At 59.9% G+C, this 13,076-nt stretch carries 12 protein-coding genes; 2 read left to right on the forward strand and 10 right to left on the reverse strand.

Translation table 11 applies throughout. From position 1 onward, the window contains the following. Positions 1 to 153: 153 nt before the first annotated feature. The 10 genes from LHW45_09085 to lptE all read right to left on the reverse strand — a co-directional run bounded on the left by LHW45_09085 (position 154) and on the right by lptE (position 11,004). Positions 154 to 1,257, reverse strand: a complete 1,104-nt coding sequence (locus LHW45_09085; GenBank protein ID MCB5285725.1) for a hypothetical protein — start codon at positions 1,255 to 1,257, stop codon at positions 154 to 156. Next, positions 1,254 to 3,134: a thioredoxin family protein gene (locus LHW45_09090; GenBank protein MCB5285726.1), complete on the reverse strand. Its 1,881-nt coding sequence runs from the start codon at positions 3,132 to 3,134 to the stop codon at positions 1,254 to 1,256. The genes LHW45_09085 and LHW45_09090 overlap by 4 nt, the downstream gene beginning before the upstream one ends. A 50-nt stretch (positions 3,135 to 3,184) precedes the next feature. After that, positions 3,185 to 4,102: a DMT family transporter gene (locus LHW45_09095; GenBank protein MCB5285727.1), complete on the reverse strand. Its 918-nt coding sequence runs from the start codon at positions 4,100 to 4,102 to the stop codon at positions 3,185 to 3,187. A gap of 16 nt (positions 4,103 to 4,118) precedes the next feature. Further along, a complete protein-coding gene (locus LHW45_09100; protein MCB5285728.1) occupies positions 4,119 to 4,652 on the reverse strand; it encodes a 4Fe-4S binding protein in 534 nt (177 codons plus the stop codon). Next, entirely contained in the window at positions 4,649 to 5,704 is a 1,056-nt protein-coding gene (locus LHW45_09105; GenBank protein MCB5285729.1) for an NTP transferase domain-containing protein, read from the reverse strand. The genes LHW45_09100 and LHW45_09105 overlap by 4 nt, the downstream gene beginning before the upstream one ends. A 9-nt stretch (positions 5,705 to 5,713) precedes the next feature. Then, on the reverse strand, positions 5,714 to 6,331 hold the full coding sequence (locus LHW45_09110) for an outer membrane lipoprotein carrier protein LolA (protein ID MCB5285730.1): 618 nt from the start codon (positions 6,329 to 6,331) through the stop codon (positions 5,714 to 5,716). 69 nt (positions 6,332 to 6,400) lie between these two features. After that, the gene (locus LHW45_09115; GenBank protein ID MCB5285731.1) at positions 6,401 to 8,686 is read right to left on the reverse strand and encodes a DNA translocase FtsK; all 2,286 of its coding nucleotides are present in this window, start codon (positions 8,684 to 8,686) and stop codon (positions 6,401 to 6,403) included. 11 nt (positions 8,687 to 8,697) lie between these two features. Further along, complete coding sequence (locus LHW45_09120; GenBank protein MCB5285732.1) at positions 8,698 to 9,774, reverse strand: YchF family ATPase; 1,077 nt, start codon at positions 9,772 to 9,774, stop codon at positions 8,698 to 8,700. Continuing rightward, positions 9,771 to 10,556, reverse strand: coding sequence for an rRNA pseudouridine synthase (locus LHW45_09125; GenBank protein MCB5285733.1), 786 nt, complete (start codon positions 10,554 to 10,556; stop codon positions 9,771 to 9,773). The genes LHW45_09120 and LHW45_09125 overlap by 4 nt, the downstream gene beginning before the upstream one ends. Further along, positions 10,498 to 11,004, reverse strand: coding sequence for an LPS assembly lipoprotein LptE (gene lptE, locus LHW45_09130; GenBank protein MCB5285734.1), 507 nt, complete (start codon positions 11,002 to 11,004; stop codon positions 10,498 to 10,500). The genes LHW45_09125 and lptE overlap by 59 nt, the downstream gene beginning before the upstream one ends. A 99-nt stretch (positions 11,005 to 11,103) precedes the next feature. Between lptE and LHW45_09135 the strand changes: the two genes are divergently transcribed. Together LHW45_09135 and purE are read left to right on the forward strand one after the other, a co-directional pair. After that, positions 11,104 to 11,778, forward strand: a complete 675-nt coding sequence (locus LHW45_09135; GenBank protein MCB5285735.1) for a PTS sugar transporter subunit IIA — start codon at positions 11,104 to 11,106, stop codon at positions 11,776 to 11,778. Position 11,779: 1 nt separating this feature from the next. After that, positions 11,780 to 12,232 carry a 5-(carboxyamino)imidazole ribonucleotide mutase gene (gene purE / locus LHW45_09140; protein MCB5285736.1) on the forward strand — a complete coding sequence of 151 codons (453 nt, stop codon included), beginning with the start codon at positions 11,780 to 11,782 and terminating at the stop codon, positions 12,230 to 12,232. The last annotated feature ends 844 nt before the right edge of the window (positions 12,233 to 13,076 follow it).

A 13,076-nucleotide genomic window follows, 5' to 3' on the forward strand; every position in this document is an offset into this window, starting at 1 on the left:
CTCCATATATTTCAATTTGTTGTCTGTTCCGCTCCGAAGCCCTTAAGCTGCGGGCGGGAGTTGCCTCCCGCCTGATGGCCGCACTTCAGGCGGGTATTTGGCGAGGGGCAGGCGCGGAACGGAAGCTTTGGTCTCATGTTGGCATCAGGCCGGTTATCTGTCAAGCTCCACTTCGATGCCGCTATGGATGTTGGCATTGTTGCCGAAGATAACCGGCTTGGTTTGGGCGAAGATGACCAGCGAGGCGTCGTCCGGGATGGTCACGGCGGAGCTGAGGCTGAAGCTGACGGTGTTGGGGAAGTCCAGAAAACCGATGTCCTGGACGGATTTGGCCCGCACCACGTTGCGCAAGTTCTGGCCTTGGGTGTTGGTGAAGCTGGATTCGCGCTCGATGAGCACACAGTTCAGCACCAGGTCCGTGTGGGTGAACGGGGCCGGCATGTCCAACTGCACCGAGCCGCTGATGGTCTGTCCATCCACGCTGTAAGTGAGGCCGGAATAGTTGATCCGGCTGTCGAGCCCGGCCAGGTTTTGCACTTGCGCCGCGTATTCGGAAAGGATGTCGGCTGAGCTGCCCGTGAGCATCACCTCTCCGTCCAGGATGGAGGTGGGCACTGTGAAGGGTCCGTAGTAATCGTAGGTGGGGTCTCCCGGCACGGTGAGGGGGCCGGTGATGTGGTGTTCCAGATAGCTGAGCTGGCCGGGGTGATCCAGCTGCAGGTCGTGGAGTTCGGCCTCCACGGCGGGGCAGTTGGGGCAGCCCAGGAAGGTGAAATATTCGATGATCACGCGCTGCTTGACCACCGGCGGCTCACAGCTCATCTGGTTTCCCCGCAGCAGCCAGTGCCCGTTCCGTTTCACCAGGCGTTCGCCGGTGAAGGTGCTGTCCGCGATCACGCCTTTGGTCTCGGTGACCTGTAGGCGCCAGTTGACCACGGCGGTGGAGTCTGAAAGCAGATCGGAGGCAAGCAAGGTTGCCCCGGCCACGGCAGCCGGCTGAGCCTGGAAAATGCCTTCCAACCAGGCGCGGCGGTCGGCTTTGTTCAGCCCGAAATGCAAATAGTCATCCGCGAAGAAGGCCATGACAGGGTCGATCCCCGCTTCCGTCTGGTTTTGCAGGGCTTCATCCAGCGGTGTGAACAGCTCTGCCTCCAGATCAACCGCGTCCGGGGGCAGGAAGTTGTGGCCAAAGCGGTCGCAGCCGGCCCCGAACAGGGCGGCCAGAACGATCAGGACGGGAAGGGCAAATCTTTTCATTCGGTTGTCTCCGGAATGAGTTCCAGGGCTTTGAGCAGATCGGCCTTGCTGAAAAGCTCGGCCATCTTGACAGGCTCGCGGCCGGGGATGTAAAGCACGTTGAAGGGCACGCCGATGCTGCCGCCTTTTTGCATCCAGTCTTTCAGCACGGGGTCCTCGCGGGTGAAATCGCCCTTGAGCAGCACCACGCCGCGTTTGCTGAATTCGGCCTGGATATCGGGCTGCAGCAGCACTTTTTTCTCGTTGGCCTTGCAGTTCGTGCACCAATCCGCGCCGATGTCCAGAAAGACGGGTTTGCCCTCAGATTGCATACGGGCAAAGAGTTCCGGCGAGAAAACATACCAGCCGGGATGGTTGGCCGGCACCATGCCTTCGGCGTTGGCCACGGCGGTTGACTGGGGCCGGTATTCCTCTTTCCAGGGCAGCAGGGTGGAGGCGGAGGCGGCGATCACGGCCACGGCGGCCAGGCCCAGGATGATCTGGACGGCCTTTTTGTTTTCGGGGCGCACAAAGCGTCCGTAGAGCCAGGCAGCGAAGCCCAGGTAAACCAGGTAGAGCCCGGTCTTCATCAGGTAGGTCCCACTTTGGGTGAGGCCCCAGACGTTGGAGAAATATTTCCAGGTGAGATACATCAGCACGAAGCCCATCAACTCTTTGAAGATGTTCATCCATTCGCCGGGTTTGGGCACAAGTTTGAGGGCCCTGGGGAAGAGGCTGATGATGATGAAGGGCAAAGCGAAGCCCAGGCCGATGAGCAGGAAAAAGAGCACCAGCATCGGCGAGGACAGGCGCACGGCCACTTCCAGCGCCGGACCCATGAAGGGGCCCATGCAGGAAAAGCCCATCAGAAAGGCGAATACGCCGGCGAAGAAGGAGCCGCCGTAACCCTTTTTGGAGGTGGTTTTGGCCGCCGCGTTCATCCCCGGCACGGTCATTTCCCACACCCCCATCAGCGAGAGGCCAAAGAGGAAGAGGATGCTCATCATGATGAGGTTGTAGAGCAGGCTCTGGCTGAGGAAACCGTAGGTGAGGTTGACCCCGGAGGCCCGGGCGATCACAAACACGGCCGCGATGGCGCCGAAGGAGAGCAGCACGCCAAGGGTGTAAACCAGGGTGTGGATCAGCACTTTGGAGATGTCTTTCTGGGCCTGGTTCACCATGCTCATCGCGCGGATGGGCAGGATGGGCAGCACGCAGGGCGTGAAATTTAGCACGATCCCGCCCAGGATGGCCAGCAGCATGTAGTACCAAATCTGGCCGCCACTGGCTTTTTCAGTGGCCGGGGCGGGGGGTACCGCGTCATCGTTTGAGGTTTGGGCGCTGGCAACAACGGCCGTGGAGTCGGCCGTAACCGGCTGCACCTCAGCAAGCTCTTCTTCCGGCTCATCCTCGCTTGCGGCCACTTCTTCCGCCACCGGCAGGATCTGCAGCTTCACGCTGCCTTCCTCGTCGCGGGGCGGATCGCAGAAACCGCTGGTCTTGTGGCAGAGGTTGTAGGACAGGCTGGCCTTGAGGTTGAGAGGCCCCGGTTGGGCGGTTTTGCTCACTGTGAAAGGCCGGCTGAGGGTGAGGGATTTGTAATATTCCCAGACCTCGCCGTTCTTGTGGTTGGGGGCGGGATAGCTGGTCTTGCCGAATTTCAGCTGCGGATACTCGCCGGTTTCGATCAGATAGAGATAGCCGTCCTCGCCCTCGGCGGGGTCGTAGGACTGCTTTTTCTCGGCATCGGTGATGGTGAGCGTGGCGCGCAGGACACCTTTGTCCCCGGGTTTAAGCTGGCTGGGGCTGACGCTGAACTTCACGCTCTGCGCGCTAAGCAGCAGGGCGGAAAGGGCGATCAGCGTTGCCAGGAAGAGCGTCTTGGCTGGAAGGCGCATCAAAAAACCTCCACGGTTTGCGTATTTTAGTGTTAACGGTTGGGTGCAATTTACATTCCATAGGGCGGAATATCTGCAAGGATGGGTTTGGCCCGTTTGCGGCGCAGATCGTGATATTGGGAGATGAGCAGGCCCAGGATGGTGAGCAGCACTCCAGCCACGGTGCGCCAGGTGACGGCGTCACGCAGGATCAGCCAAGCCAGGGCCACGGTGAAGACAGGGATGAGGTTGGTGAAAATGTTGGAGCGCACCACACCCAGTTCGCGGATCACGCCGGTAAAGAGAAGGAACGCGCCCACGGAGGCGAAAAGGGACATGGCGGCGATGGTGAGCAAGCCCTGGGCGGAGTGGTCCAGGGTGGAAAAGTGCTTCCAGTCGAAGATCAGGAAGACCGGCAGCATGTAGAGCATGCCGAAGAGGCTTTGCCAGGCCACGATGGTGAGGGAACGGTATTTGAGGGTGATGCGGCGCACGGTGATGCCGTAGAACATCCCGGCGAAGACCGCCAGCAGCAGCAGCAGAACGCCTTTCAGGGTGCCGGAGAGGTCGGGTTCGGCAACGCTGAGCAGGGCCACCCCGGAAAAAGAGACCAGCAGGCCCACGATCAGCAGGGGGTAGATGGTTTCCTTCAGGAAGAGCCAGGCGCCCAGGGCCGTCACCAGCGGAATGGTGGAGATGATGAGCGAGCCGAGGGTGGGAGAGACGAACTGCATGCCGTTGGCCTCGCCCAGAAAGTACAGAAAAGGCTCAAAAAAAGCCACCATCATCAGGTAGAGCAGGTCTTTGGGCTCCACCTTCTCCCTTTTGCCGAAAAGGAAGATCACGCCAAACATCAGCAGCGAGGCCAGGGCCAGCCGCAAAAACACGATCTCGTAAGGCCGGTAGGTTAGCAGCGCCACCTTGATCCAAACGAAGGTGAGCGCCCAGAACAGCATCGCCCCCACGGCCCTCAGGTATATCTTCCACATCCTCAGTTCCCTGCCCCTACTCCGTTTTGATGGCCCCCACGGGGCAGCCTTTGAAGCGGCCGTTTCCCTCCACGCAGATGCCGCATTCGGTGCATGTGTTGGGATCGATGTGGGCCTTGCCTTTGTGGAAGGTGATCGCGCCGGTGGGGCAGGGAGCCAGGCAGAGCCGGCAGCCGATGCAGGTTTGGCCGTCCACGCGGTAAGCGGCGGTGCCACCGGTGCTTAGGCTTCCACCTTCCAGATCCCTCAGGATGAGGGGCCCGTCCGCGGAGGAGGTCCAGATCTGGCTTACCAGAAGCAGATCCTGAGACCGCACGCCCTCCACCAGCAGGGTGTCGCCGCTGGCCAGCACCAGGCCCAGGGAATCCAGCAGGCTGGCCGGGGCCAGCAGCAGGCGCAGTTCGTAGCCGGGATCGGCCTTGAGCCAGGTCTGCGCGCCCCGCAGCTCAACAACACCGCTGTGGGCGGTGATCCCAACGGCGGGATCGATCACGGCAAAGGCCGGCAAGAGCAAAAGCAATGCCAACAGGGTAAGCAGCGGCCGGGTCACAGCAGTTCGTCCTTGTTCTCTTGCTGCAGCTGCTCCACCACCCTTTTCACCTCTTCACTTCTGGCTTTGGTGGTCACCAGGATGGCATCCCCGGTTTCCACGACGCAGAGCCCCTCCACGCCTATCAGGGCCACGTATTTGTCGCTGTAAACATAATTGTCGCGGGCATCCAGGGCGAAACCGGCCCGGCGGAAATGGTTCAGCTGCTCGTCGGAAGCCGAGATGTCCGCCAGCGCTTTCCAAGAGCCAACGTCGCTCCAGCCGTAGCTTACGGGGATCACCACCCTCTGGCGGGCGGGTTCCATGATGCCGATGTCGATGGGAACGCGGGGCATGCCGGCATAAGCCGCGGCCACTTTATCCTCACCGGCCCCGGTGGCGCGCAGGTCCACCACCTCGCGGGCGATGTCCAGCGCCTGGGGCAAAAATTCTGTGAACGCCGCTCCTATGGCGTCCAGGGTCCAGCAAAACATGCCGCTGTTCCAGAGGAAACTGCCGCTGCGGAGGAATTCCGTGGCGGTGTCCAGGTCGGGTTTTTCCTTGAAGCGCAAAACGTTGAAGACTCCCGGTCCTGCCTCCTCGCCGGTTTCGATGTAGCCGTAGCCGGTGGCGGGATATTCCGGCACGATGCCGAAGGTGACCAGAGCCCCGTCGCGGGCTGCTTTTTCCGCCCTGGCGAGGCTTTCCAAAAACACCTCCACATCGCGGATGACGTGGTCCGCGGGCAGCACCACCATGCTCTCGGTGGCGGGATACAGCTGCCTCAGCCGGGCCAGGCCCAGCGCGATGCAAGGCGCGGTGTTCATCCCGAAGGGCTCGATGATGATGTTTTCAGCCGGCACTTGGGGCAGATGCCGGCGCACCAGCGCGGCCTGGGAAGCGGCGGTGACCACATAGGTCCGCTCGGCGGGCACCAGCGGTTCCAAACGTTCAAAAGTGAGCTGCAGCATGGATTTGGCGCCGGCAACGCGCAAAAACTGCTTGGGCTGGGCGGCCCGGCTGGCCGGCCAGAAACGGGTGCCGGAACCTCCGGCCATGATCAGCGCTATCACAATCCCTGCTCAGCGGATGATCTGCACATCTTGGGGATAGCTCTGTTTCCACACGGAAGCGGGGATGGAGCCGTTCAGTTTGATCCCGGAAAAGCTGTAGCTGACGCTGTTTCCGCTCTTGTCCGTGTAGCCGAGTTTGCTCACGATCCCGCTGGCGGGGTTGAGCGTGGCGGTGAGCGAGGAGACCAGGTCATCCTGTTTGGGCACCAGCTTCACGCTGGCCGCGGTTTTGGACTGCGAGGTGACGGTCACGGCGGATTTGCTCCAGTAGATCTGCAGGATCTCCACCGGGTTCATTTTGCCGAATTGAGGCTGCACAGCGCTTTGGAACAGCGTTTTGGAAGAGGCATCGTAGAGCTCGACCCGCCCGTTTTCGATCTTGAGCACCTGGATGCCCGGCTTGGTGAAGCTCATCAGCATGCGTCCCGGCGTGAAATAGATCCTGCCGCTGTAGTTGATGCTCTTTTTGAGCTGGGGATAGTAGTTGCTCTGCTGCACGCTGGCCTGGAAGGTGGAGAGGTTCCTGTAGGCGGACTGCAGCCTGGTGTACAGTTCGGAACTGCTCAGGGCGCAGCCGGCCGTCCAGGCCGCCAGCAGCGCCAGCAGGATCAATATGCTTTTTTTCATTTCGTATCCTTGTGTGGTCCTGAGAAACCTTTTACAATCAGTACTAGCCCGCGCCCGGCTTCCTGCGCGTTATTGCTCTTCCCGCAGAATGCCGCGCTGGACCAGCTCTTCCTGGGTGGCCAGCACGTCGCGGGATTTGCTGCCCAGGTGGGGCCCGATCACCCGCGCCCGCTCCAGCAGGTCGATCAGCCGGCCCGCCCGGGCATAGCCGATGCGGAAGTGCCGCTGCAGCATGGAAACCGAGGCCGTGTTGGCGCTCACCACCACTCTCGCGGCTTCGGGGAACAGCTCGTCGTCATAGTCAAAATCGCCCAGTTCCCCGTCCTCTTCCTTCACGATGCTGAAATCCTGTTTGGGCTTGGGCTGCATGGCCAGAAAGTCGCAGACCCGGGCGATCTCCTGGTCCGAGACATACGCGCCGTGAATGCGCTCCGTGAGCGCTTTTCCGGGCGGCAGGAACAGCATGTCGCCGCTGCCCAGCAGGCGTTCGGCCCCGATCTGGTCCAGGATCACGCGGGAATCCACCCGGGACGAGACCTGGAAGGCCACGCGGGCGGAAAAGTTCGCTTTGATGATGCCGGTGATCACCTTGATGGAGGGCCTCTGGGTGGCCAGGATCAGATGGATGCCCACGGCGCGGGCCATCTGGGCCAGCCGGGTGATGGGCACCTCGATGTCCTTGCCGCTGGTGAGGATCAGGTCCGCGAATTCATCCACGATGATCACGATGTAGGGCAGTTTCTCCAGTTCGGGGTCCAGTTCCGCCTTTTCGTTGAACGAGCTGATGTCGCGCACCCGTGCTTCCTGCAGCAGTTCATAGCGGTGTTCCATCTCGCGCACGGCCCAATACATGTTTTCGAGGGCCTGTTCCGGTTCGGTGACCACATTGCCGATCAGGTGGGGCAGGCTGTTGTAGCCGGCCAGTTCCACCCTTTTGGGATCGATCAGGATCAGGCGCAGTTCCTCCGGTTTGGAGCGCAGGATGAGGCTCATGATGATGGCGTTGATGCAGACGCTTTTGCCGCTGCCGGTGGCGCCGGCGATCAGCAGATGCGGCATTTTGGCCAGGTCCGTCACCACGGGGCGTCCCGCGATGTCCTTGCCCAGCCCGAACACCAGTTTGGAGTTCATCGACCTGATCTCTTCGGAAAGCAGCAGGTCGCGCAGATAGATCATGTCGCGGGTGAGGTTGGGAATTTCGATGCCGATCAGGCCGCGTCCCGGGATGGGGGCTTGCACGCGGATGGATTTGGCTTTGATGGCCAGGGCCAGGTCGTCGGCCAGGGAGGTGAATTTGTTCACCTTCACCCCCTTGGCGGGCTCCAGCTCATACTGCGTGATGATCGGCCCGATGTTCACGTTGCGCACTTCCGCCTCGATGCCAAATTCCGCCAGCTTGCTTTTCAGCACCTGGCTGGTGCCCAGGATCTGGTTTTCGATCTCTTTGCGGTCGCGGTCGGAAAGCTTCACGGGGCTTTCCAGAAAGTCAGCGATCGAGGGCATCACATACTCGCGTTCGTCTCCGGCAGCGGTTTCCGGGCCGGAAACAGGCGGCTTTTTCCTTTCTTTGGCGGCGGGTTTCGGTCCCGGGGCGGGAAACTCCAAAGGCTTGTCCGGAAATTCCTGTTTATCGCTTTGGGAATGGTTTTGGATCACGGGTTGCGGCGCCGGCTGCGGTCCCGGCTGGGTGGGCACGTCCTTGTTGATGGTCGGTTTGGGCGCTTTTTCCTTTTTGGGAGCGGCCTCCCGTCCCTGGGTGAGTTCCGCCCAGACCTTGGCGAAGAAGTTTTTCAGGCGCCGGTATTCAAAGCAGAGGATCAAAATGAAGATGGTGCCCAAAATCAGCAGCAGGGTGGCACCGAAGGTGTTGAACACCGCCGCCAGGCCGTTCCAGATGGCTTTGGGGATCACCGCCAGTTCCGGCTGCACGATGTTCCTGGCCAGCCACACCTGCAGCAGAAAGGCCGCGAGCAGCAGCAGATAAAACTTTTGCCGCTTGCGCTGCGCCAGGGGCTCCAGAAAATAGAGGAAGCTGATGATGCCTGTGATGATCGCCGCGAGCAGCGAAAAATGGTAGCCGAACAGGTAGGAGACACCGTAACCCACCGCCACGCCGAACACCCCGATCGGGTTGTCCACCAGCGCGCCTTGCAGGAAGGGCCAGCGGAAGAGGTTGCCCCGCATGCTCAGATGGTCCTTGTCGCTCAGGATGGATTCCCACCCAAAGAGCAGGCTGATCATCACCAGCAACGCCAGCAAAGTTAAAAAGCCAGCGATGAGGCGTTTCTGCCAGAGTTTCAGGCCGGGGGAACGCCTGGTTTTGGAGCTGCTTTTTTTTCTGGTGGCGGTGGCCATCTTGCCCTGCCCTAAACGCTGAAGCGCACGGAGATGATGTCCCCGTCGCGCACGAGGTATTCCTTGCCTTCCAGGCGGAAGAGGCCTTTTTCGCGCAGATGCTTTTCGCTGCCGTGTTCCATCAGGTCGGCATAGCGGAAACATTCCGCCCGGATGAAACCCCGGGCCAGGTCTGAATGGATCTTTCCGGCGGCGGTGACGGCGTTGTCGCCGTCCTCGATGGTCCAGGCCCGCACCTCATCCTCGCCCACGGTGAAAAAGCTGATGTAGCCCAGCATGCTGTAGCAGAGCCGGGTGAAGCGGTCGCGGATGCTTTCGCCGATGCCCATGTCCTCGCGGAAAAGTTGCGCTTCCTCGCCGTCCAGCTTGCTCAGTTCCTCTTCAAAGCGGCCCGCGATCACCTCGGTGACGTAGCCCTTGGCCGCGATCTCCTGTTTGAGGGCGTCCAGGCCGTGAAAGTCGTCTTCGGCGCAGTTGATCAGCACCAGCAGCGGTTTCTGGCTGAAGAAGCGGAAACCGCGCAGGGCCTTCTCCTCCTCCGCGTGCAGCCGCAGTTCGCGCAGCGGCAGGCCGCTTTGCAGGTGTTCGCAAACCTGGCGCAGGATCTTTTCCTCGAACAGGATGGCGGCGGTTTTCACGCCCCGCTTGTAGCCCAGCTCGATCTTTTCGATCCGCTTTTCCGCCACGATCAGGTCTGCCAGCAGCATCTCGTCTTCAAAGGAGGCCAGTTGCCGCGCGGGCTCCCCGGCGGCGAACAGCTCGTTCAGCTCTTCGTCCTGAAAGGCGCGCAGCACCAGCACGAATCCTTCGTTGGACTTGATGTCCGAGAAGAGCGCGTTGTCTGGATTCTCGGCGTGGGCGGAGAAAATGCCGGGGTAGTCGCGGTATTCGATGTGGGCATAAATGGTCTTTTTGGGCTTGTAGAGCTCGCTGAGTTTGGTCACCCGTTCATCCGGCACCTGCACCACGCCGATGTTGGCCTCGGTGGCCGCGGGCGCGTATTTGTCGGTGCTGGCGGAAGTTCCGGTGAGGGCGTTGAAAATGGTGGTCTTGCCGCTTTTGGGCAGTCCGATGAGGGCTATTTTCATGGTTTGGGGTTCTCCACAAGGCTTTTCAGGGAGCGCAGTTCCACTCCGCTCAGAGGGCGCCATCTGCCCAGCGGCAGGTCTTTGAGCATCAGGGTGCCGAATTGCAGGCGCTTCAGGCGCAACACTTTGGCGCCCACGGCCTCCACCATCTGCCGGATCTGGCGTTTGCGGCCTTCGGTGATCACCATTTTCAGGGTCATGCCCTGGCCGCCGTCATTTTTCACGAACACCCCCGCCGGCAGCGTGACGCCGCCTTCGATCTGCACTCCGTGGCGCAGGTCCTCCAGCTCTTTGCGGCTCAGGCGGCGGTTGATCTCAACCCGGTAAACCTTTTCCACCTTGCGTTTGGGATGCGTGAGAGCGTTGATCAGCTCGCCATCGTTGGTCATCAGCAGCAGGCCTTCGGAATTTTTGTCCAGCCGCCCGGCGTAGCGCAGATTGGCGGCGCTGTCCGGCAGCAGGCTGTAGATCGTTTCCCGCTGCAGTTCGTCGGAGTGGGTCACCACATAGCCCCGCGGCTTGTTCAGCATCAGATAGACCTTTTCCGTGATCCGGCGCAGCTCCTGGCCCTGGCAGCTCACCCTGTCCCCGGGGCCGATCCTGCGGCTGAGGTCCAGGCAGGGCTCGCCGTTCACGCGCACCTTGCCTGAGCGGATCAGTTCGTCCGCCTCGCGGCGTGAGCAGATCCCGCATTCCGCCAGCCAGCGGTTCAGGCGCGTGCCCTCACCAGGTTTCAAGGCTGTTTTGGATGATCGTGCTGAAGAGCCGTTCGATGAGCTCATCGGTCGCTTCCTCTTTGCTTTTGGATTTGGCGGTGCTGGCGTCGGCGCCTTCCGCGGCGTAGGCCTCGCTCAGGACCAGGTTCTTGTTTTCGTAGATCACCTGGTTGTTCACCAGATCGGTGAAAACAACGCTGCAGCCCAGGCGCAGCATATAGTCCTGCACGTTGTTGCCGCTGTCGTAGCTGTACACGCTCTCGGAAAAGTCCTGGATCGTCCCTTCCAGCGTGCAGTCCGGCTGCTGGGTCACCAGTTTCAGGCGGCCGTCGCGGCTGAACTGCTGCGTGAGGCCGTTCAGCACCGTATCGCCCAGGTCGAACTGGGAACTTTGGTTCTCAAACGGGAGCACGGCAATTTTTTTCAAATGCGGGTAAGCATTTGAATAGACGGAATATGAGCATCCGAAAAGTACCGCTGACAGCAGTCCGAACCAAATAAATTTCTTGACCATTATGCCATACTCAAAAAATTCTCTATCTTTGTCAAGTTAAACCTTGTCAAAGCACCCGAACACGGTTTTTACGCACGCCACTACCAAGGGAGGTACACCATGGCGAAAAAATTTCTGTCCAAAGCCGACGCGGCCAGGAAGCTGAAGGTCTCCGAGCGCGTTATCCAGGAAATGATGAACAGCAAGACCTTCGAAACCAAGCTGGTGGGGAAAAACCTCAAGATCGACGAGGATTCCCTCAACGAATGGCTGGAAAACCTCAACGAATCGGACGAAAAGATGCTCGCCCTCAAGCGCGTGATCTGCCACTTTGAGGAATACATGCGGCCGGAGAACATCTTCCTGGATTTTGAGGCCGAAAACAAGTTCGACGCCATCCGCATCCTCAGCGTCAAAGCCAAGGAACTCAAGCTCGTGCGCGACGCCCGCTGGCTCTATGAAGTGGTGGTGGCCCGCGAGGAACTCATCTCCACGGCCATCGGACACGGTGTGGCCCTGCTCCATCCCCGCCATCTGCATCCCTCCAAGATCAAAACCCCCAGCATCCTCTTCGGCCGCTCCAGCGTGCCTGTGGATTTTGACGCTCCGGACAACAAACCGGTGAACATCTTCTTCATGCTCCTGCTCCACAACGACAAACAGCACCTCTTCAGCCTCTCCTACATCTCCAAACTGATCATGAATCCCGAGATCCTGGCCGCCTTCAGCACCGCCGCCAGCGTGGAGGAGATCCACAACTGCCTCACCGTGCTGCCCGAACAGCAAAACAAATAAGATGCCGCGCGTTCGAGTGATCCTCGGCAGCCAGAGCGATCTGGCCGCCTGTGAGCCTCTGAAGCTGGTTTTGGCGGATTTCGGGGTGGACTTCGATTTCCACGTCTCCTCCGCCCACCGGAAACCCACCGAAACCGCCCGGCTGGCCAAAAACGCCGAAGCGGAGGGAGTTCAGATCATCATCGCCGCCGCCGGCATGGCGGCCCACCTGCCCGGCGTGATCGCCTCCCACACCACTCTGCCCGTGATCGGGATCCCCCTTTCCAACGGAGGCCTCGGCGGACTCGACGCCCTGCTGTCGATAACACAAATGCCGCCCGGGGTGCCTGTCGCCACCGTCGCCATCGGCGGAGCCAAAAACGCCGCCCTGCTGGCTGTGCAGATCCTGGCCCTGCAGGATCCCGAACTCCAGGCCAAATTCCGCGCCTACAAACAAAAACTCGCCGAAAGCTGAACCTCTTGCCGGGGCGAGGTCACAGGTCCGCTTCCACCCACATTCAGGGTTTTTTTGGCTTTCTTTCAAATCAAGTGGGTACGGGCGCTCACCCAGAAAGAAGCCCGGATGGCTACACAAAGATAGGGCTCTCTTTCGTGCCGGGTGGGTAACAGTCCGAATCAATCCAAAAAATCGGGCCTTTGTCAGCAGTCTGAGCCCGGAGGGCGACAGAACTATAGCGAGGGTGTGAAGTGAGCGCAACGAACGGAACCCCTCGTTGAACGGACAAATCAACCATTTTACAGGCCTCCACCCCTCCCCAAAACGTTTTGCGTTTCGGGGGAGGGGTGGAGGAAATTTCCATTTGTTGTCTCTTGTTTCGTTACGAGGGGCTTACGCTCCCTCGCTATCGTTCTGTCGCCCTCCGGGCTTCTTTATGGTCGAGCACCCATACCCACTCGGTTTGAGAGAGCCGTTTATTTGCCCCCGCCCCCAGCCAGCCATCCAGCTGGAATTTTCCCAAAACCCCCGCGTCGCCCCCAATATCAATACGGTATCAATACGGAATCAATACGGATTTCATCCGTAATGATTCCGTATTGATACCGTATTGATATTGGGGGCGAACCCAGAAAAGCCCCCGTTCCAGACGGGGGCCAGATTGAGACTACAGAGCCTTATCTTAATGCTTATGAAGTTGTTAACCTCACTGCGTGTCCTGCGCGATCACATAGTAAGACCTTTGCGTAATACCAAATTGTCCAGCTTTCCAGGATCTACTTTGTAGTTATCCACAATTTTTCCAGAATTTCCCAACATGAACCCTGAAAAAGCTCAGTTATCCACATATTTTGCCCTCATT

The sequence above is a fragment of the Candidatus Cloacimonadota bacterium genome, assembly GCA_020532085.1.
Classification (GTDB): domain Bacteria; phylum Cloacimonadota; class Cloacimonadia; order Cloacimonadales; family Cloacimonadaceae; genus Syntrophosphaera.